This is a genomic window from Thalassospira profundimaris (genome assembly GCF_003326755.1).
Classification (GTDB): Bacteria; Pseudomonadota; Alphaproteobacteria; order Rhodospirillales; family Thalassospiraceae; genus Thalassospira; species Thalassospira profundimaris_B.
This window is the reverse complement of record NZ_JPWH01000003.1, coordinates 230,076-250,745: the sequence shown is the minus strand read 5'-3', so window position 1 is coordinate 250,745 and position 20,670 is coordinate 230,076. Positions and strand designations below refer to the sequence as shown.

Sequence of the window (20,670 nt, the reverse complement as noted above, 5' to 3'; positions counted from 1 at the left end):
ACCAAATGGTCGGATTTTCTTTATCCATCGGTCACTCCCGCCAAACAAAAACCTGAAGCCTGCACAAACAGACTTCAGGTTCAGGCCAGTCAATGTGACATCGCATCATTCAAAGCGATTGGAACGCGGAAAACCATTAGGCGGCAACCGACCGGCCCCGGCCCGCTTGCCGATCCATTCCGTTAATTCAGTAACGGTACGGGTCCGCCCTTCGCTGCCACCCATTGTCCAGGTCAGACCATCCTCGATATTGAACAGTTTCAGGTCAGCAAGGCCACCCTGGCGATATTTTTGCAAAATAACCCCGCGACCGCGCGTCATTTCCGGAATTTCTTCGACCGGGAAAATCAGCAATTTGCGGTTTTCACCCAGTACGGCAACATGGTCTTTATCGACAGGCAAAAAGATCAAAGCGGTTTCATCTTTGCCAAGATTCAAAACCTGCTTGCCATTTTTGGTTTGTGCCATAACGTCGCTTTCCGCAACCAGGAAACCACGCCCGGCCGAAGATGCCACCAGCAATTTGCCATCGGGGCGATGCACATTCATCGACACGATGTCATGTTCCTGCGGCAGATCAATCGACAGGCGGATCGGCTCACCATGACCTCGGCCACCAGGCAACCTGTCGCATCCCAGCGTATAACAACGGCCAGCCGAGCTCATGATCAACAGCTTGTCGGTGGTGAACGCCTTGATCGCAAAACGGCTTTCGTCGCCATCCTTGAACTTCAGGTCGGAAATATCCGTTATGTGGCCCTTCAGCGCACGGATCCACCCCATGCGCGAGCATATGACCGTGATCGGTTCACGTTCAATCAGGGCTTCAAGCGGAACATCAATCTCCTGCGGCGCATCGCCAATTTCAGTGCGTCGTTTGCCAAGCGTGGTTTTCTTGCCAAATTTTTCGCGGGTTTGCTCAACCTCTTCGCGAATACGGCTCCAGCGCAGCTCTTCACTGGCCAGCAAAGCTTCCAGACCGGCTTTTTCTTCGCTCAGTTTGGAATGTTCGTTTTTGATTTCCATTTCTTCAAGTTTGCGTAACGAGCGCAAACGCATATTCAAAATGGCATCCGCCTGCACCTCAGTAAGACCAAAGGCCTTCATCAGTTCGGTTTTCGGTTCGTCCTCAAAACGGATGATCCGAATGACTTCATCAAGGTTCAGATAGGCAATCAGATAACCATCAAGCACTTCCAGGCGATGGTTGATCTTTTCAAGGCGATGCTGCGAACGACGAACCAGCACTTCCTGACGGTGCGCCAAAAACGCCCGCAGAACTTCGCGCAAATTCATCACGCGTGGCGTATTGTCTGCATCCAGAACGTTCAGGTTCAAACCAAACCGAATTTCAAGTTCGGTATTTTTAAACAGCATTTCCATCAGATGTTCGGGTTCAACCGCGCGGGAACGCGGTTCAAACACGAGCCGGATCTGATCGGTTGATTCATCGCGCACATCATTTAGGAGCGGCAATTTTTTGGCAAACATCAGATCGGCAATTTTTTCGACCAGTTTGGCCTTTTGCACCTGATAGGGAATTTCGGTGATCACGATCTGATACAGACCATGAGTCATCTTTTCGACTTCCCATTTCGCACGCAAACGAAATGATCCGCGACCTGTGGCATACGCCTCGAGGATATTTTCCCGTGGTTCCACCAGCACACCACCGGTCGGGAAATCCGGCCCTGGAACACAGCGCACCAGTTCGGCAATCGATGTTTCAGGATTATCGATCAGCTTGATCAGGCCAGAACAGAGTTCGTCAACGTTATGAGGCGGAATATTGGTTGCCATCCCCACGGCGATCCCGGCCGCACCATTGGCCAGCAAATTGGGAAATGCGGCTGGCATAACAATGGGTTCCTGGTCTTCGCCGTCATAAGTCGGGCGAAAATCAATCGCGTCTTCGTCAAGACCTTCCATCAGCACGGCAGCAACGGCCGTCATGCGCGCTTCGGTGTAACGCATGGCAGCGGCGTTATCGCCGTCAATATTGCCAAAGTTCCCCTGCCCGTCGACCAGCGGATAGCGCACCGCAAAATCCTGCGCCAAACGTACCAGCGCATCATAAACCGACTGGTCGCCATGCGGGTGGTATTTACCAATGACGTCACCAACGACACGGGCGCATTTTTTGAAACCCTGTTCAGGATTAAGTTTCAATTGCCGCATTGCATAAAGCAGCCGACGGTGGACCGGTTTTAATCCATCACGAACATCAGGCAGCGAACGCGACATGATGGTCGACATTGCATAGGCCAAATACCGTTCGCTTAGCGCATCCGCAAGGCGGGTTTCCCTGATCTGCCCGGCATTGCCCGGGTCGGAGGATTTTGTGCTCATGAAATGTTTTTCTTAATCCGGAACAGGTTGAAGTCAAATTTGTCAGCCTATTGATGATGATCACATCGGGCCGCGCCGCACCATACTACTTTCAGGGCGGGTCTGGTCAACAGATGACAGGGGCAAAAGTGTGCTTTTAATTTTGTTTTTGTATCTTCAGACGAAAATTATCCCTTCACCCGTTGCCAAAGATAAACTTGCGATGTCGCAACTTCCCTTCTCACACAATCAGCCCACGCGTCCCTGTTGCCAAATCATGGATGCCAATCTGTCACGGGCGGCAACGGGTTTAACACCTTTTGCCTCAAATAAATCCCGATGAATAAAAAAGCCCGATAGTCTGATGGCCTGGTTATATTGCTCCTCAAGCGGGACCTGTTTGGCAGGCTCCGAGGCCGCCTGTCCGGCCAAAAAGGCTGGCAAAGGCAAAAGACGGTCCGAAAAGGGTGTTCCTTCCGCCAAGGATACAGCCCGACCACTTTTCGGCGAAACGAAATGCAGATCCAGGGCTTTACCTGTTACAGCGCAACAGGAAAGATCAAGACCATACCCCAGTTCCTGAAGAAAACCGATCTCCCAGCGCAAATAGGCAGGTCTCCAATACTCGGTTTTCAGGGCATCAATAAGACCCAGCGTCCCCTTGAATAAAGACGTTTGCGCCACACGTTCGGGCAAAGCAACTTCAAGCAGTGCACAGGCCGAGGACAATGCCAGCAACGGCCCGGGCAGCGCGAGGAAATCAACAATATGGGATTGCAGCAGTTCACATTTGAACTGGCCCAGATGCTCTGACAGGCGGGCGGACCAGGTTACGCGAATAAGATTGCCGGTTTCAAGCGCACCGCGCAGGGATTTTCCAGATGCCCCGCGGACCATACCCGCATAACGACCATAATCGCGTGACAGCACCGTTAACCGGACGGAATTTTCGCCCATCTTACGGGTCGAAAGCACAATCGCGTCATCACGCCAGTTCACACGATCCCCCGAGATTCAATAACCGGAAACCATAACAAACCGGATCAGGTGAAAGGCCATGCCTATCACAACAGAGACAAAAACGATGACCGCGACCGCCAGCAAGAGATAACGACGCCAACCCGTCAGTTCAGACAAGCTTTTAAGCGGTTCATCCGGATCGGAATTATGCCGGTTGTCGGACATCTCAAAACGGCCGCGTTGCCGGATTGCGCCACAACAACCCGAGAATGAAAATGACAACGGCAATAACCAAAACCAGCATATTCAAGGGTTTGCCAAGAAAATTCTGATTGCGCTTTAAATCACTGCCATCATGACGATAGCGGAACGGGCGACGCGATTTCATGGCAATGATCAGGGCGACGGCAGCGCCCACAACAATCAAAACCATACCCCAAAACTGATTGGTTTCCATGCCCACTCCTGTTTTGCGCTATTTACGCGTCATGCGTTGTGATCCAGCCCCCAAATTGCCAGACGATTTGGGTCATCGCCCCAATTTTCGCGTACTTTGACAAACAGATACAAATGCACCCGCCGTTCAAAAATGGCTTCCAGATCCTTGCGGGCATCGGTCCCCAGCATCTTGATCCGTTTGCCACTTTTGCCCAGAATAATGGCTTTCTGACCTTCCCGTTCAACAAAAATCGTCTGTTCAAGCTTGACCGACCCGTCCTTGCGTTCTTCCCACAGCTCGGTTTCAACGGTGGCCGAATACGGCAATTCCTGCTGTAGCTGATAATACAGCTTTTCTCGGGTAATTTCGGCGGCCAGCAAGCGCAAAGGCATGTCGGAAACGTCGTCTTCCGGGAACATCCAGGGCCCGTTGGGCATTTTAGCGGCCAGGAAATTGATGAAATCCTGGGTTCCAGACCCCTTCTTTGCCGAAATCATGAAGACATCGGTAAAAATTTCCTCGCCAAACAGTTCGCCTGAGAGGTGCAACAGTTTTTCCTTGTCGCGCACTTTGTCGATCTTGTTCAAAAGCAGGATCGCCTTTCGGTTCTGCTTCTTGAGGTTGTCGATGATCAGACGCACATCATCGTTAATACCCTGTTGCGCATCAATCACGAGAACAATCAAATCGGCATCGTCCGCCCCGCCCCATGCAGCCTTGACCATTGCACGGTCCAAACGGCGCTTGGGCTGGAAAATACCGGGCGTATCTATAAAAACGATCTGCGCATCTTCCGCCATGACGATGCCGCGCACACGCGAGCGTGTGGTTTGCACTTTTGGCGAGACGATGGACACCTTGGTTCCCACAAGCTGATTAAGCAATGTGGACTTACCGGCATTCGGCGCGCCGACAAGGGCGACAAAGCCACAACGGTGCAGGGCGTCATTCTGGTCAGGCATCGAGGCTGGAACCTCATTCATGGTTCAATTCATCCAACATTCGTTTTGCAGCAGTCTGTTCGGCTTCACGTTTTGACTTACCCTCGGCACGAACGGAATGACCATCGCTGGTCGTCAGCTCTATGGTAAATACCGGCGCATGAGCCGGACCTTCCCGCCCGACCATCTCGTAAACAGGTAGTGGCTTGCCCTGCCCTTGCAATGCTTCCTGCAATTGTGTTTTTGCATCCTGCGGCGGTTTTGGGGCCTCATCAAGCAAGGGTTGCCACAACCTTTCAATAAAGGCGCGTGCCGGTTCCAAACCACCATCAAGATACAAAGCCGCAATCACGGCCTCCATGCAATCAGACAAAATGGCCGGATTGCCCCCGGCACCAGCAGCCCGTTCGCCCTTTGCCATCTGAATATAATTGCCCAGATCAAGATCAATGGCAATTCTTGCCAGCGTTTCCCGACGTACCAAAGCAACGAACCGTTTGGCCATTGCGCCCTCGCGCTCGCGGCCAAAACGGGTATAGAGCATTTCGGCAATTACCAGCCCCAGGACACGGTCGCCCAGAAATTCCAGTCTTTCATTCCCGCCGCTTAGGGCATCTTTGCCTTTTGCGGCACTACGATGGGTTAGTGCCACACGCAACAGGTCCGGTTTGGCAAATTCATGATCGATATGTCGCATCAAAGGCGCCATGTCGGTCATCAGTTTACTCCCTTAAACAATCGATCAAAACGAATGCTGCCCAAATCGTAGATTGGCTGACTGCTATCCTTGGAATAGAACAGGAATTCGGCCCGGCCCACCAGGTTTTCAAACGGAACAAAGCGATAACGCGCCGGGAAAGCGCGGCTATCAGCAGAATTATCCCGATTGTCGCCCATCATGAAATAATGCCCGTCGGGAACCGTATAAGGCTCGGTATTGTCAGCCGGGCCCTTGTCACCAAATATTTCAAGGATGCGGTGAACTTTACCACCAGGCAGGGTTTCCAGATATTGCGGCACCGCAATAGCCTGACCATTCCCATCCGTCAGAATATAATCTTCTATGCGTTCCCGCTCGACAATTTTGTTATTGATATAAAGACGCCCCTGCTTGACCTGCACCGTATCGCCCGGAAGCCCGATCACGCGTTTGATATAATCCTGGGAGGGATCGGCGGGCAACTTGAAGACAATCACGTCGCCGCGTTTGGGTTGGGTTGCAAAAATACGACCGGGAATAAGCGGCAGGCTGAACGGCAGGCTATGCTTTGAATAGCCATAAGAATATTTGGAAACAAACAAGTAATCCCCAACCAGCAAGGTTGGAATCATCGAGCCGGATGGAATGTTAAACGGCTCGTATGCAAAGGTTCTTACCAACAAAGCAATGACAATTGCCCAGAAAACGGTCTTAAGAGTATCAAAAAGGCCACCCGGCTTTTTCTTCTGCACTAACTTTTCCATCCAGGGTTCAACCCTTTTTCAAATCAAAATTCAGTCTGCCGAAATCACAACAACAGCATTCGCCATCGGGTATTCATCCGTCAGTGTGACATGCACAGAGGCGATTTTCCCCTTTGGTGTCAACTCATCAAGGCGATTTTTTGCCCCGTTAATCAACACCATATCCGGTTTGCCGCTAGGTTGGTGAACAACCCCCATTGTACGATGATGCACACCACGGCGAAACCCCGTCCCCAGCGCCTTGGAACATGCTTCCTTGGCCGCAAATGCCATAGCCAGAGAAGATGCCATCCGTTCAGGCCGCCGAACTGCCCGGGCGATTTCGGCATCGCTATAGACACGACGCAAAAACCGGTCCCCGAACCGGGTCAGGGTTTTTTCAATACGCCGGATATCGCACAAATCCGTTCCAATGCCAATAATCATTGGTCAGAACCCGGTTTTCCCCGTGCTTCATCCATCAGACGACGCATTTCAGCAATACTGCCTTCAAGACCCGTAAATATCGCCTCACCGATCAGAAAATGACCGATATTGAGTTCGCGAATTTCGGGCAAACATGCAATCGGTGAAACCGTATCAAAGGAAAGGCCATGACCTGCGTGAATTTCAAGCCCCTGCGCGGCCCCGTATTTTACGGCCTCGGTAATGCGGGCAAGTTCACGTGCCCTTTCATCCCCGGTTGCATCGCAATAGGCACCGGTATGAATTTCAACAACCGGTGCGCCAAGCGATAGCGCAGCATCAAGCTGCGTCTTCGATGCTTCGATAAACAGGGATACGCGGATACCGGCATTTCCCAGTTCCGAAACAAACCGTTTTAAATGATTGTGTTGTCCAGCCGCATCAAGGCCACCTTCGGTGGTACGTTCCTCGCGTTTTTCCGGCACGATACAGGCAGCATGCGGGCGCGTTTTAAGCACAATTTCCAGCATTTCATCGGTTGCCGCCATTTCAAAATTCAGGGGCAAGTCGATTTCGCCACGCAGACGCTCCATATCCCGATCAGAAATATGGCGGCGATCTTCACGCAGATGCGCGGTAATTCCGTCCGCTCCTGCCGCCGCAACAATTTTCGCCGCCCTCACCGGGTCAGGATGCACGCCGCCCCGCGCATTCCGTATCGTGGCGACGTGGTCGATATTTACACCCAAACGTAATGCGTTGCTCATTTCGTATCGTCCTGCTGGCTTGCTTTATCCTGAAGCAATGTACGTTTTGCCGTTTCAAGAACAGGTTTCAAGGCCCGTTTCTCGTGAATTTTCATACGGCGCAAAATACGTTTATGACGATACATAACAACCGCACGATAGACAGGAAAGTAAAACAGTAACCAAATGACAATAACCGTCGGGATACAGCCCACAATCATCGGCCAGATAATATCGACAATACTCGACCATAACCGGGCCAGATCCGCCTGTTCGGCCGCATTCCATATTCCGAAAATCAGTCCGCGGCCAATATAGCTAACCCCTTCAACCGTGAAATCCCACAGCACGGCCATATTGAAATGCACGCCCTGAACCGACGGGTCACTGCCCAAAATCCATAGCCCGCTGTGATACAGCCAGAGCCAGATAAAGGGAAATGTCCAGGGATTGCCAACAATGGTGCCCAAAAGCGACGCCACCAGATTGGCACGCAGGATAAAACTGAACAATGCCGACAGGACAAAATGAAACCCGATGAAAGGCGTAAAGGAGACTGCCGCACCAATCGCAAAACCCGACGCAATGCTATAGGGCGTTCCCGGCAACCGGGCGACTCGGTGGGCGAAATAACGCGATGAACGACGCCATCCGGCCCGCGGCCATAACAGCCCACGAATACGTTCAAAGTAACTTGGTTTTATGCGACGCTGGAACATACGGTGTCAGACAAATGACATGATAGGAGGGAACGGAAAAAATCCCGCGCCGCTATGGGTAAGTGCAGAAAGCCGTGTTGGCAAGAAAATAGCACCAGTGTCTGAATATTTCCCGTCAACCACGCGCACGCTCCACTGTATTGACAACCGGTGTTGCCCGCAGGGCAGCTATGATATTGGTAAGATGTTTGACATCTACAACATCAATATCAATCAGCATTTCAAAAAAATCGACAGTACGGCTGACAAACCTCAGGTTGGTAATGTTGCCATGATTTTTGGCTATGACGCTGGTAATGGCGGATAGCGCGCCCGATTCATGCGATACCGTCAGCCCCAAACGACCGACAAAATGCTCCGGCTCGCCACCATTGTCCCAACCAACATCAAGCCAGCGTTCGGGTTGGTCTGCAAAAGTCTCCAGTGTTTCGCAATCAATGGTATGGATTGTCACCCCCTTGCCTGTGGTGACAATACCCACAATCCGATCTCCCGGCAGCGGGTGGCAACAACCGGCATAATGAACCGCCATCCCGGGGATCAGGCCCTTTAACGGAATGGCATGATCACGCTTACGGCTATTTTTACCATCAGTCGGCGCAAATTTACGCGTGGTTTGCGTATCCTTGGTGCCAGGGAACACTGCATTGGTCACTTCCCGGCCCGTAATATGGCCTGCACCAACAGCAGCAACCAGCGCATCAACAGAAGGTTGCTTGAATATCTTCAAAACGCCTTCCAGGCCCTTTTCCGAATATTCGTATCCCGCCTGGCGAAACGCTTTTTGCACAATCGCCTTGCCCAGGTCACGATACTGGTCTTCCTGCTGCTGGCGGATAAAGCGACGGATCCGCGCCCTGGCCTTACCGGTAACAACAAACCGTTCCCAGGTTGGATTGGGGGTTTGTGCCTTCGAGGTGACAATCTCGACCTGATCGCCGTTGTTAAGCTGCGTGCGCAACGGAACCATCGCCCCATTGACCTTGGCGCCAACACAGGTATCGCCGATATGGGTATGGATCATATAGGCAAAGTCAACCGGCGTACCGCCCGTTGGCAGGGCAATCACATCTCCCTTGGGCGAGAAACAGAAAACCTGGTCCTGAAACATCGCCAGCTTGGTGTGCTCCAAGAACTCTTCCGGTTCGGAAGCATGCTCCATAATATCCAGAAGATCACGCAACCAGCGATATTGCGGCCCTTCTTTTTCCGGACCACCACCCTGTTTATAAGCCCAGTGCGCAGCAACGCCGAGCTCATTGACTTCGTGCATTTCATGCGTTCTGATTTGCACTTCAATGCGATGGTTCTCGGGGCCGATGACGGTTGTATGAATGGAACGATAACCGTTGGGTTTGGGTGTGGAGATATAGTCCTTGAAGCGACCCGGCACCACCTTATAGGCCGCATGCAAATATCCCAGAACCTCGTAACATTGTGGCATGGTATCCACCATGACCCGAAATGCCATGATGTCAGAAAGCTCACCAAAGGTGATGTTTTTGCGCTGCATTTTCTGCCAGATCGAATACGGGCTTTTCTCCCGGCCATAAATCTGGACAGCCGGACCGTCTGTTGAGATGACCTCTTCAAGTTCCTTGACGATGCGCGCAACAACATTGTCGTCTTTATGCCGAAGAGTTTCCAGGCGGGAAATAATCGAATTGCGGGCCTCTGCATTCAGATGGTGAAAGGCCAGTTCCTGCAATTCTTCCTTGATGTCGTGCATGCCGATGCGCTCAGCCAAAGGCGCATAAATATCAAGGGTTTCGGCGGCAATTCTCGCACGTTTTTCGGGTTTGGAAATATAATGCAGGGTGCGCATATTATGCAGACGGTCGGCCAGCTTGACCAACAGAACTCGAATATCTTCCGACATCGCCAGCAACAGCTTGCGCAAGTTCTCGGCCTGTTTGGAATCAGCAGATTTCAACTCAATCTGGGTCAGCTTGGTAACACCATCCACCAGCTTGAGGATTTTGGGACCAAATAGCTTGTTGATTTCTTCTGGCGTTGCATCCGTGTCTTCGATGGTGTCATGCAACAGCGCCGTAATAATCGTGTCACAGTCCAGCTTATAGTTCGTCAGAATACCGGCAACTTCAATCGGATGCGAAAAATACGGGTCGCCATTGGCCCGTTTTTGAGAACCGTGTTTCTGGGTAGCATATACATAGGCCTTATTGAGCAATGCCTCACGTGCATCTGCATCATAAGCCTTTACCCGTTCTACCAGTTCATATTGACGCATCATTCAGGATCGACTCCCATCCCGGTTCTCAATCAGACAAGCACATATATAGAAGATAGTACAAATGGCACAAAAAAAAGCCACGGAATAGAAATCCGCAGCTCTTTTTTATTAAATCATGATTTTCAATGCACTAGGAAAGATTATTCATCTTCTTCCGAAGGTGCGGAGGCTGCTGCAATCGGGGCAAACTCTTCAATTGCCTCAGCCATCAGCTTGGGACCAAATTCGTCTTCAACGTCTTCGGGCTCTTCGGTTTCAACATGACGTTGAAGTCCCTGAATCATGCCATTGCGAAGATCATCAAAATTAACGGTGACTTCGGCAATTTCGCGCAGGGCAACAACAGGGTTTTTGTCGTTGTCACGGTCAACGGTCAGTTCTGCCCCTGCCGAAATGTTGCGTGCACGCTGAGCTGCCAGCATCACGAGCTCGAAGCGATTGGGAATCTTGTCAACGCAATCTTCGACGGTAACGCGCGCCATAAATTTCTCCAGCAAAAGAATAGGTATCCAGACCGGTCTTTATAAGACCGCAGGATATATGTTGCAACACCAAACCACAGCAGCTCAGGTGATTTTTTCAATCATCCTGCTCTTTATGGCGATATGTTTATGGCGATATGTGTCTCTGAGCGGATCAGTCGTTGTCGATCCGGCGGATTTCCTGCCCGTCTGGCAATTCATCAATAAGTTCGATCACCGTTTTATTCAAAACCGGATGCACCCAGTCTGGCGCGACGTCGCGCAACGGCAACAGAACAAAGGCGCGATCCTGCAATCGTGGATGTGGTACAACCAGCCCCCCGTCATCACGAACCTGAACACGACCATAAGCCACAAGATCAAGGTCAAGAACCCGCGCCTCGTTCCTCATAATGCGCACCCGGCCAAAACCCGCCTCAATTTCGTGCAAATGTGCCAAAAGATCATGTGGCGGTAATGTTGTCTCGACGCGAACAATCGCATTAACATACCAGGGCTGATCGGAAATCGGTACAGGTGCGGTTTCATAGAATGACGATACATCAGCCACGGCCAGGCCAGCCAGATCACCAAGCGCTTCCACCGCCGCCTGCACGGCCTGCGCTGGCGGACCAAACCGTTCGGTCGGCAGATTTGCCCCAACGGCAATCAGAACAGCAGTGTCAGCCGATTTTTCAACTATTTCCGCTTCGGGCTGAAATGTCACCTTTGACACACCTTATATGCAGTTTCAAACACAAGGCGTCTGTTTACGGAACGGCATTCTGCCTGTCTACGACAATTTGGTTCTTTCTTTGCCGGAACTTGCGATGTAAAACAGGGGTCAGCATTTGCAAATTACTCATTTTAAAACGCTATTTAAGGATATTTACGAATGATTTTTTACCCGCAGGAACGGATCGGGCTGTTTATTGATGGCTCGAACTTGTATGCAGCGGCTCGTGCACTTGGTTTTGACATTGATTACAAACGCTTATTGGATCTCTTTGCTCAAAAGGGTCAACTTATCCGGGCTTTTTATTATACAGCTTTGATTGAAGATCAGGAATATTCGCCCATACGCCCGCTTGTCGACTGGCTGGATTATAACGGCTATACGATGGTCACAAAACCGACCAAGGAATTTACCGACGCAGCAGGACGCCGCAAGATCAAGGGCAATATGGATATCGAACTTGCCATCGATGTCATGGAAATGGCCCAGCACCTTGATCATGTTGTGATTTTTTCCGGCGATGGTGATTTCCGCCGTTTGGTGGATGCAGTCCAGCGCAAGGGGGTTCGCGTTACCGTTGTTTCGACAGTCAAATCAAACCCGCCAATGGTCGCCGATGAATTGCGCCGCCAGGCAGACAATTTTATTGAATTGACCGAACTTGAAGGCACCATCGCCCGCAAGGTACAACAGCGCCGCGATGACGATCATCCCGACCTTGGTGATATTGACGATCATCCGGTTCACCCGAACCTTGACGAGATCGATTTCGATTGATCATTGCGTGCCACATCCGTCATACCCAGTTTCAGGTCCGTTATGACTGAATTATTAGAACCGGCAAAAGATTGCCCCTTATGCCCGCGTCTTGTTGAATTCCGTCATGCCAACCAGGCCAAATTTCCGGAATTTTACAATGGCCCTGTTCGTCCTTTTGGCCCTCTGTCCGCCCGCTTACTCATTGTGGGGCTGGCACCGGGCCTGAAGGGGGCAAATGCAACAGGACGACCCTTTACAGGCGATTATGCTGGCGACCTGCTATATGCCACACTAGGCAAGTTCGGCTTTGCCAGGGGAACATATGACAAGCGCCCCGACGATGGCCTTGAACTGATCGATTGCCGTATCACCAATGCCGTCAAATGCGTTCCACCCGAAAACAAACCAACAGGTCCCGAAGCAAATACCTGTCGGCCATTTCTGATCAGTGAAATTGAGGCGATGCAAAACCTCAAAGGCATTTTGTGCCTGGGTCAAATCGCCCATCAGGCCATGCTCAAGACCTTTGGCATCAAACTTTCGGCGTTTAAATTTGTCCACGGTGCACAGCATAAGCTGGAAAATGGCCTGACATTATTTGATAGCTATCACTGTTCACGTTACAACACCCAAACCTATCGCCTGACCCCGGAGATGTTTGAAAACGTCTTTGCCGACATCCGAACCCATCTGGACCGCTAGAATTGTCTGACCCATTGTTATTTAACGAATTTGATCTTCCGGCGTCGCCGGAACCTCCTGCTGCAAAATCACCGCGGCAGGTGCTACAGGACGTTTTCGGTTATGACAGTTTTCGCGGTTCACAAGCAGAGATTGTTGATCACGTCATTACCGGTAACGATGCACTGGTCCTGATGCCCACCGGTGGCGGGAAATCGCTTTGTTATCAAATTCCCGCGCTGTGCCGACATGGGACAGCTATCGTCGTGTCTCCGCTAATTGCCCTGATGAAAGATCAGGTTGATGCCCTGACACAACTTGGTATCAAGGCGGCCTATATCAATTCCACGCTGTCGTCCGATCTGGCGCGAGAGGTCGAGATGCGGGCGGTGGAAGGGGATATTGATCTTCTTTATGTCGCGCCAGAACGTTTTGCAACGGACCGCTTTTTGAACCTGCTTGATCGTATCAGCATTTCGCTGTTTGCGATTGACGAGGCCCATTGTGTATCCCAATGGGGGCACGATTTCAGGCCGGAATACCGCAAGCTTGACCTTCTGCCAACCCGCTTTCCACATGTGCCACGCATTGCCCTGACGGCCACTGCGGATGCCCCCACGCGCAAGGACATTGCCGAAAACCTGCACCTCACCGAAGCCCGCTGCTTCATGACCGGGTTTGACCGGCCCAATATTACCTATCGCATTGAAACCAAGGGCAACAGCAAACAGCGCCTGCTATCGTTTCTTAACCGTGAACATCCCGAAGATGCGGGCATTGTTTACTGCCTGTCGCGCCGTAAAACCGAAGATGTTGCACAATGGCTGAGCGATAATGGTCGCTCGGCCCTGCCCTATCATGCTGGCCTTTCGCAGGAAATGCGGCAATTGCATCAGGACCGGTTTTTGCGCGAAGAGGGGCTGATCATTTGTGCAACTGTCGCCTTTGGCATGGGCATCGATAAACCAAATGTGCGATTTGTTGCCCATCTGAATCTCCCCAAAAGCATGGAAGCCTATTATCAGGAAACCGGCCGTGCCGGGCGTGATGGGCTGCCCGCCAATGCCTGGATGAATTACGACCTGTCAGACATCGTCTCCATCCGTGGCATGCTGGCGGCGTCCGATGCCCCCGATACCCAGAAACGCATTGAACAACGCAAGCTCGATGCCCTGATCGGCCTTGCTGAAACCACAAAATGCCGTCGGCAGGTTATTTTATCCTATTTTGGCGAAAGTGATGCCAAACCGTGTGGCAATTGCGATACCTGCCTGGAACCCGTGGACACATGGGACGCCACCGATGCCTCACGCAAGGCTCTGTCAGCAGTTTATCGCACCGGGCAACGATTTGGCCCGGCGCATGTGATTGAAGTATTAATGGGCCGTAATACCGAAAAAATCCGCCAAAACGGTCATGACAAAACCTCCGTTTATGGATTGGGCAAAGACATCGCCCAGCCACAATGGCGCTCGGTTTTTCGCCAGTTGCTGGCAATGGGGTATTTGCAGGTCAATGAAGAAGGCCACGGTGGCGTCTACCTTACCGAAGAGTCCCGCCCGGTGTTGCGCGGCGAAAAAGTTGTGGAAATGCGACTTGATACCAGCGAGCGCAAACGCGCCACAACACAACGCCTGCGCGACTTTGATACCTTTTTCGAGGATGAAAGCGACCGCGAGATGTGGGAAGCCCTAAGACGCCTGCGACGTGAACTGGCGCAAGAACAAAATGTACCGCCCTATGTCATTTTTAATGACCGGACACTTTCCGAAATGGTGAAATTCAAGCCGCGCAGCTTGAATGAAATGGCTGCGATTAACGGTGTTGGTGCCAAAAAGCTGGACCAATACGGGCTCGCCTTTCTTGATATTACCGATGGCCGCCAATAGACGCACGACACCCTTAATGCTTCTTTGACAAGGCGTCCGTAATCGCCTGTTGCAGCTTTTCATCGCCCGGGGTTACAGAGCTCGGAAAACTCGCGAGTAACTGCCCATCCCGCCCGATCAGATATTTGTGAAAATTCCATTTTGGCGCCTGTTCCAGGCCAAGCTCGTCCCGCGCCCATTTATAGAAAGGGTGCGCTCCCTCCCCGCGAACAGGCTGGCGTGTGGTCATCGGAAAATCGATGTTAAAGCTGGTGGTGCAAAAATCGGCAATTTCATGATTGTCCTTGTATTCCTGCCCACCAAAATCACCGGACGGCACACCTAATACAACAAGCCCTTCGTTCTGACGTTTCTGCCAAAGGCTTTCCAGCCCTTCATATTGGGGCGTGAACCCACAAAAGGGCGCTGTATTGACAATCAGCACCACCTTGCCAGCAAAAGATTTCAGGGGCAATTCGTCGCCATCAATAGACTGAAATTCAAAGTCATGGGCACTTGTCATATCGCCTCCTGCTGCGGGGACCGTTCCGGCAAAAACAAAACTCGCAACAACCAGAAAGTTTCTGATATGTGACCTCATGGCGCACCTCTCTCAAAGGGCTTTGGACATTAGCTATATCTTTGTTCGGTCCAGGGATCGGCATTATTGTGATACCCGCGCGTTTCCCAGAAACCGGGCTTATCGGTGGCAGAAAAGGTGATTTCGCGAACCCACTTAGCACTTTTCCAAAAATACAATTTCGGAATAATCACGCGGACCGGGCCACCATGTTCATCGCCAAGGGGTTTGTCCTGCCAGTGATGCGCCAGTAACACATCGTCATCGAGAAATTGCCCGCGCGTTACATTGGTTGTGTAACCATCATGGGCAGTAAATAGCACATATTTCGCCTTATCGGTCGGGTGCACCAGGCGGGCCAGTTCCAAAGCCGACACACCCTGCCAGTGATTATCGTAACGCGACCAGGATGTGACACAATGAATATCGCTTTGATCATAAAAGGCTGGCAAATCAAGAAACTGTGCCATTGTTAGCGAAACCGGGTTTTCCACTTCGCCGCCAATTGACAACCTCCAGCTCGCCGGATCCACATGCGGCGTAATGCCAAGATCCAACACCGGCCAGTCCCTGACCTCGCGCTGGCCGGGCGGCAGGCGGTTCTCGCGATTGACATCCTTTTTTCCGGTCAACAGGCGTCCTTTTTCCGCCCATTGCTGTTTGGCTGCAATCAGCTTGTCACGAATGGCACCCGAAAACGTTTCGGTCATGTCCTGCTTCCTCCTGCCCACCTGATACGAAAAATGGTACAGACACGTTCACCATGTCTGTACCATTTTATGTTTTTCAGCCTCCTACTTTGATCACAACTTCATGATCAAAGAGTGTGACGCCTCTTATCCATGATCGCGAAGAATACGCGCTTTATCACGCTGCCAATCACGTTCCTTGATGGCATCGCGTTTGTCTGCCTTGCGTTTACCTTCAGCAATGGCGAGTTCCAGCTTCGCAATCCCGCGATCATTGAAATAGATTTTAACTGGCACCAGTGTCGTACCCTTTTTATTTACGGCATCCGACATTTTGGTGATTTCACGTTTATGCAGCAACAATTTGCGCGGCCGGCGCTCCTCATGACCAAACGGCATTTTGCTTTGGTATTCGGGGATATAGGCATTGATCAGCCATACTTCCCCGTTCTTCGGTTCAGCGTAGGATTCCTGAATGTTCCCTTTGCCTTCACGAAGCGATTTCACCTCGGTACCACGTAGCGCCAGCCCCGCCTCGAATGTTTCCAACAGGAAATAATCAAAACGGGCCCGGCGATTTTGCGCCACCAACTTATTGTTGCTGTTCTCTTTTTTTGCAGCCATATCAAAAACTTATTGGCCGGCCCCTGTTTAACAGGAAAGAATACCGGCAGATTTCAGTGCGGTTTCAACGCGCCGTTTGGAGTCGTCGGCGATTTCAACCATCGGCAGACGCATTTGCGCCGTGCATAACCCCAAAAGCGACGCTGCATATTTAACCGGGCCAGGATTTGCTTCACAGAACATCGCCTTATGAACCGGCATCAGTCGATAGTTCAACTCCTGAACCTTGGCGATGTTCCCGTCACGCCAGGCATTATGCAAATCGGCACACAAACGCGGTGCAATATTGGCGGTAACAGAGATGCAACCATGACCGCCCTGTGCCAGAAACGGAACAATAGACCCGTCTTCGCCTGAAAGCTGGCAAAAATCAGGCCCCGCAGCAATACGCATCATGGCCGGGCGTTCCGGGTCGCTGGTTGCGTCCTTAACGCCCACAATACGTGGCAATTTTGCCAGTTCGGCCATTGTTGCAACGGTCATATCAATCACCGACCGGCCCGGAATATTATAAATAATAATCGGGATATCGGTCGAATCGTGAATGGCCTTATAGTGCGCCAGCAGGCCAGCCTGGGTTGGTTTGTTGTAATAAGGTGTCACAACAAGAGCCGCATCGGCACCGGCATTCTGCGCGTGACGGGTCAGCGAAACAGCTTCCACTGTCGAGTTTGATCCCGTACCCGCGATCACCGGGACACGCCCCTTTGCAACTTCAAGTGCCAGTTCCACAACACGATGATGCTCAGCATGGCTAAGCGTTGGGGATTCTCCCGTGGTTCCGACCGGCACCACGCCAGTCGAGCCCTGTTTTATCTGCCAATCCACAAAAGACTGGAACGCTTTTTCATCGATCACTCCGTCCGTGGTGAACGGTGTAATCAAAGCGGGAATCGAACCCTTAAACATGGTTATCTCCAAATCATAATGCGGATTAAAAAGCGTCGCGAAAATAGCCGCACTTAGCGCCCATCGCAAGCACCAGAACGAATTGTTTTGTCACTGTTTGGCTTTTGTCGGTTTCACTGCCATAATACGCCCCGTCTTGAGAGCAATTTCCGCCCTGGGGCATGAGGGGTTTTTCGATGGCGAATATCACTTTCCGCCGGTTTTCTGCGTGTGCAGCAACATTTGGCGCGGTCTGGCTTATCACGGCTGGCAGTTCCTGCAATCTGGCACGTGCAGCAACGCCCGAGCCATCACCGCTTGTTCTTTCGCCTCCGTCGCCTGCTTTTTCCAAAATCAGCCGGGCACGATTGAATGTTTTTCTCGATGCCCTGGAAAACGGAGATACGAAAAACGTTGCCGATCTGCTGCCGTCATTTGACGATCCGCTTTTGCAAAAGGCGGTTGAATGGATGTGGCTGATCAGCCCCAATTCCAATCGCTCCTTTGCAGAAATTACGTCATTCATTGATGCCAACCCGAACTGGCCCAGCCAGGCCCTGCTGCGCCAGCGCGCCGAAGAGGCGATGACCGATGCGGTACCGGATTTTGAAATTCTGGCATGGTTCAAACGCTCTGCCCCTGTAACGGCGGATGGCGCAACACGGCAGATCTCCGCCCTTTTATCGGTTGGCGAAAAGGATGCGGCCATTGCCCTGATTCGCCATAGCTGGATTAACGAGGATTTTGGCACCGGCCAGGCAAAACGCTTTATTGACCGATATGGCAAATATATCGACGAGGCAACACACGAAGCCCGCCTTGATCGCCTGTTATGGGAAGGCAGAACCCACCCGGCCAGCCGCATGATGAAATACGTCAATGCGGATTACCAAAAGCTGGCCGAAGCCCGACTTGCCCTTCGTGAACGCAAAAGCGATATCGATGCAATCCTCAAAAGTGTTCCGCAAAAATACCGCAACAATCCCGGCCTGATGTATGAGCAGGTCCGCTGGCGGCGCATTAATGACGACGACAAGGATGCCCGAGACCTGTTGCTGCACAAGGCAAATGATCTGGCCTATATTTCGATCCGGCCGGAATATTGGTGGACGGAAAAGGCTATTCTTGCCCGCCGTGCGCTGCAGGAAGGGTATATTACCGACGCCTACCGCCTGGTTGCCAATCACGGGCAAACCGAACCGGCCGACATTGCCGGTGCCGAATGGCTGGCGGGCTGGATCGCGCTTGAGTTTTTAGGCGATTCGCAAATCGCTCTGCAACATTTCCAGAATCTGTATGATGTGGTACAATATCCCATCAGCCAGTCGCGCGGCGCCTATTGGGCCGGCCGGGCCTGCAAGGCAATGGGCGACAGGGAACGGGCCAACAAATGGTTCCACATTGCTGCCGACCATGCCCATACTTTTTATGGTCAGCTTGCCAATGACGAATTGGGCGGAGCCGTTCATTATCGGGTGGAACAGGCACACCCGACGCCAGAACAGCGCAAGCGTTTTGAAAACAATGAACTGACCAAGGTCTCCCGCGAACTGGGGGATATGGGCCTGGGCAATATTATTCGTCCCTTTATCATGGCGCTGGTGGACCAGGCTGACAGCCCGGAAATGCTGGCAATGGCAACCGGGCTTGCTTCGGAATACGGGCGAACCGATCTTGCCGTGATTGCGGCAAAGCGCGGTATCCGTTCGGGCGGCGGTTATCTTGATGCCGCCTACCCTGTTTATGATCTGGTACCGGGCGGCCAAAACCCTGATCCAGGACTTGTGCATGCCATTATGCGTCAGGAAAGTCTGTTTAATCCCGGTGCGATTTCCTATGCTGGCGCGCGCGGTCTGATGCAGCTTATGCCTGCAACAGCCAAGCGCATGGCAAGTCATTTGAACCTGCCCTATAGCGTTGATCGCCTGACAGAAGACCCGGGCTTTAACATTCAACTTGGGCGGCACTATCTGTCCAAATTGCTGGACCGCTGGAACGGGGCGGAAATTTTGACGATTGCGTCCTATAACGCAGGCCCGTCCCGGGTAAAGGAATGGATTGAAGAATATGGCGATCCGCGAGACCCCGAAGTAGATCCGATCGACTGGATCGAGATGATTCCCTACAAGGAAACCCGCAATTATGTTCAGCGGGTAATGGAAGGCACCTATGTTTACCGGCGTCGTTTTGCCCGTGACGAAATTGCCATGAGCCAGGAAAACAACGACGAGGTCAATAAATCCGTTACCTCCGCAAAAAAATCACAAAAATAGGATAGATAGAGTTTGATCCGCTATTCTCGAAGGGTTGCCAATTGCAGTTTAAATGACACCTAAAATCCAGGTGACAGAAAACGAGGCCTGACCAAATGACTGAATCCGCTATCTCTTCCTGCCGCGCCTTTGTCTTTGATGCTTATGGCACTTTGTTCGATGTAAATTCCGTCATCAAACGCTGTCAGGAAAGTCTTGGGGACGAAGCCGAAAAACTTTCCGAACTGTGGCGTCGCAAGCAGCTCGAATATACATGGCTACGCAGCCTGATGGGAGATTTCACAGATTTCTGGAATGTCACCGGCGACGCGTTGGATTATGCAATGACGGCAATTGGTAAAAATGATCCGGTCTTGCGCTCACGCCTGATGGAAACCTATCTTTCCCTTGATGCCTTTCCTGAAGTTACGCGAACCCTTCAAACCCTTAAAGACAACGGCCACAAACTGGCAATCCTGTCAAACGGGGCACGGCATATGCTGATATCAGCGGCGAAATCATCGGGCATTTTATCGCTATTCGATGAAATTTTGTGTGTAGATGACATACGCACTTATAAACCCCATCCCAGCGTCTACCAGTTGGCAACTGAGAAACTCGAACTCGAAGCGGGCGACATTTCATTTCAGTCGTCAAACGGCTGGGATATTGCAGGTGCCGGACATTTTGGTTTCAAAACAGCTTGGATCAATCGTGCCACCCTGCCCGTAGACCACCTGTCACACCAGCCGGATGTTACTCTCAAGGGACTGGATGAATTACTCCCGCTGACGACGGCATCCAAAACGGCGTAAGAAAGTCACGTCACCCCCACGAACAATTTGTGATCCATTAGGAACTTGCCTGCAAAACGTT

The 20,670-nt window shown here is 51.6% G+C and carries 21 protein-coding genes; 5 read left to right on the top strand and 16 right to left on the bottom strand.

The annotated features are described in order from the left end of the window. Positions 1 to 105 precede the first annotated feature (105 nt). The 12 genes from parC to folK form a co-directional block, all read right to left on the bottom strand. Entirely contained in the window at positions 106 to 2,349 is a 2,244-nt protein-coding gene (gene parC, locus TH25_RS05725) for a DNA topoisomerase IV subunit A (RefSeq protein ID WP_114087462.1), read from the bottom strand. Positions 2,350 to 2,577: 228 nt separating this feature from the next. After that, positions 2,578 to 3,327: a DNA repair protein RecO gene (recO, locus tag TH25_RS05720; RefSeq protein WP_114087461.1), complete on the bottom strand. Its 750-nt coding sequence runs from the start codon at positions 3,325 to 3,327 to the stop codon at positions 2,578 to 2,580. A gap of 187 nt (positions 3,328 to 3,514) precedes the next feature. Beyond that, positions 3,515 to 3,745: a hypothetical protein gene (locus tag TH25_RS05715; RefSeq protein ID WP_114087460.1), complete on the bottom strand. Its 231-nt coding sequence runs from the start codon at positions 3,743 to 3,745 to the stop codon at positions 3,515 to 3,517. A 29-nt stretch (positions 3,746 to 3,774) separates the two neighbouring features. Continuing rightward, entirely contained in the window at positions 3,775 to 4,710 is a 936-nt protein-coding gene (gene era, locus TH25_RS05710) for a GTPase Era (protein ID WP_114087459.1), read from the bottom strand. Beyond that, positions 4,703 to 5,386, bottom strand: a complete 684-nt coding sequence (gene rnc, locus TH25_RS05705; RefSeq protein ID WP_114087458.1) for a ribonuclease III — start codon at positions 5,384 to 5,386, stop codon at positions 4,703 to 4,705. The genes era and rnc overlap by 8 nt, the downstream gene beginning before the upstream one ends. Further along, on the bottom strand, positions 5,386 to 6,132 hold the full coding sequence (gene lepB, locus TH25_RS05700; RefSeq protein WP_114087457.1) for a signal peptidase I: 747 nt from the start codon (positions 6,130 to 6,132) through the stop codon (positions 5,386 to 5,388). The genes rnc and lepB overlap by 1 nt, the downstream gene beginning before the upstream one ends. A gap of 30 nt (positions 6,133 to 6,162) precedes the next feature. Then, positions 6,163 to 6,558: a holo-ACP synthase gene (acpS, locus tag TH25_RS05695; RefSeq protein WP_114087456.1), complete on the bottom strand. Its 396-nt coding sequence runs from the start codon at positions 6,556 to 6,558 to the stop codon at positions 6,163 to 6,165. After that, a complete protein-coding gene (locus TH25_RS05690; protein ID WP_114087455.1) occupies positions 6,555 to 7,304 on the bottom strand; it encodes a pyridoxine 5'-phosphate synthase in 750 nt (249 codons plus the stop codon). Before TH25_RS05690 ends, acpS begins: the two co-directional genes overlap by 4 nt. After that, positions 7,301 to 8,002 carry a DUF2062 domain-containing protein gene (locus tag TH25_RS05685; RefSeq protein WP_114087454.1) on the bottom strand — a complete coding sequence of 234 codons (702 nt, stop codon included), beginning with the start codon at positions 8,000 to 8,002 and terminating at the stop codon, positions 7,301 to 7,303. The genes TH25_RS05690 and TH25_RS05685 overlap by 4 nt, the downstream gene beginning before the upstream one ends. A gap of 115 nt (positions 8,003 to 8,117) precedes the next feature. Further along, positions 8,118 to 10,256, bottom strand: coding sequence for a RelA/SpoT family protein (locus tag TH25_RS05680; protein ID WP_114087453.1), 2,139 nt, complete (start codon positions 10,254 to 10,256; stop codon positions 8,118 to 8,120). Positions 10,257 to 10,396: 140 nt separating this feature from the next. After that, positions 10,397 to 10,738: a DNA-directed RNA polymerase subunit omega gene (gene rpoZ, locus TH25_RS05675; protein ID WP_073954519.1), complete on the bottom strand. Its 342-nt coding sequence runs from the start codon at positions 10,736 to 10,738 to the stop codon at positions 10,397 to 10,399. A 154-nt stretch (positions 10,739 to 10,892) separates the two neighbouring features. Beyond that, positions 10,893 to 11,444, bottom strand: coding sequence for a 2-amino-4-hydroxy-6-hydroxymethyldihydropteridine diphosphokinase (gene folK / locus TH25_RS05670; protein WP_258549047.1), 552 nt, complete (start codon positions 11,442 to 11,444; stop codon positions 10,893 to 10,895). Positions 11,445 to 11,612: 168 nt separating this feature from the next. Here folK and TH25_RS05665 point away from each other — a divergent pair, with 168 nt between their 5' ends. From TH25_RS05665 to recQ, 3 genes are read left to right on the top strand one after another with little or no spacing between them, the layout of a single operon-like run. Further along, entirely contained in the window at positions 11,613 to 12,230 is a 618-nt protein-coding gene (locus TH25_RS05665; RefSeq protein ID WP_114087452.1) for a LabA-like NYN domain-containing protein, read from the top strand. Between the two features lie 42 nt (positions 12,231 to 12,272). Then, on the top strand, positions 12,273 to 12,914 hold the full coding sequence (locus tag TH25_RS05660; RefSeq protein WP_114087451.1) for a uracil-DNA glycosylase: 642 nt from the start codon (positions 12,273 to 12,275) through the stop codon (positions 12,912 to 12,914). A gap of 14 nt (positions 12,915 to 12,928) precedes the next feature. Next, positions 12,929 to 14,782 carry a DNA helicase RecQ gene (recQ, locus tag TH25_RS05655; protein WP_220151353.1) on the top strand — a complete coding sequence of 618 codons (1,854 nt, stop codon included), beginning with the start codon at positions 12,929 to 12,931 and terminating at the stop codon, positions 14,780 to 14,782. 13 nt (positions 14,783 to 14,795) lie between these two features. Here the strand turns inward: recQ and TH25_RS05650 are convergent, their stop codons facing one another. From TH25_RS05650 to dapA, 4 genes are all read right to left on the bottom strand, one after another. Continuing rightward, on the bottom strand, positions 14,796 to 15,284 hold the full coding sequence (locus TH25_RS05650; RefSeq protein WP_258549046.1) for a glutathione peroxidase: 489 nt from the start codon (positions 15,282 to 15,284) through the stop codon (positions 14,796 to 14,798). Between the two features lie 107 nt (positions 15,285 to 15,391). Then, positions 15,392 to 16,051, bottom strand: a complete 660-nt coding sequence (locus TH25_RS05645) for a sulfite oxidase-like oxidoreductase (RefSeq protein ID WP_114087449.1) — start codon at positions 16,049 to 16,051, stop codon at positions 15,392 to 15,394. Positions 16,052 to 16,177: 126 nt separating this feature from the next. Next, a complete protein-coding gene (gene smpB / locus TH25_RS05640; protein WP_114087448.1) occupies positions 16,178 to 16,654 on the bottom strand; it encodes an SsrA-binding protein SmpB in 477 nt (158 codons plus the stop codon). 27 nt (positions 16,655 to 16,681) lie between these two features. Then, entirely contained in the window at positions 16,682 to 17,563 is an 882-nt protein-coding gene (gene dapA / locus TH25_RS05635; protein ID WP_114087447.1) for a 4-hydroxy-tetrahydrodipicolinate synthase, read from the bottom strand. A gap of 176 nt (positions 17,564 to 17,739) precedes the next feature. On the opposite strand from dapA, the gene TH25_RS05630 reads away from it, so the two are divergent. Then, complete coding sequence (locus tag TH25_RS05630) at positions 17,740 to 19,815, top strand: lytic transglycosylase domain-containing protein (protein ID WP_114087446.1); 2,076 nt, start codon at positions 17,740 to 17,742, stop codon at positions 19,813 to 19,815. 95 nt (positions 19,816 to 19,910) lie between these two features. Next, positions 19,911 to 20,609: a haloacid dehalogenase type II gene (locus tag TH25_RS05625; RefSeq protein WP_114087445.1), complete on the top strand. Its 699-nt coding sequence runs from the start codon at positions 19,911 to 19,913 to the stop codon at positions 20,607 to 20,609. The last annotated feature ends 61 nt before the right edge of the window (positions 20,610 to 20,670 follow it).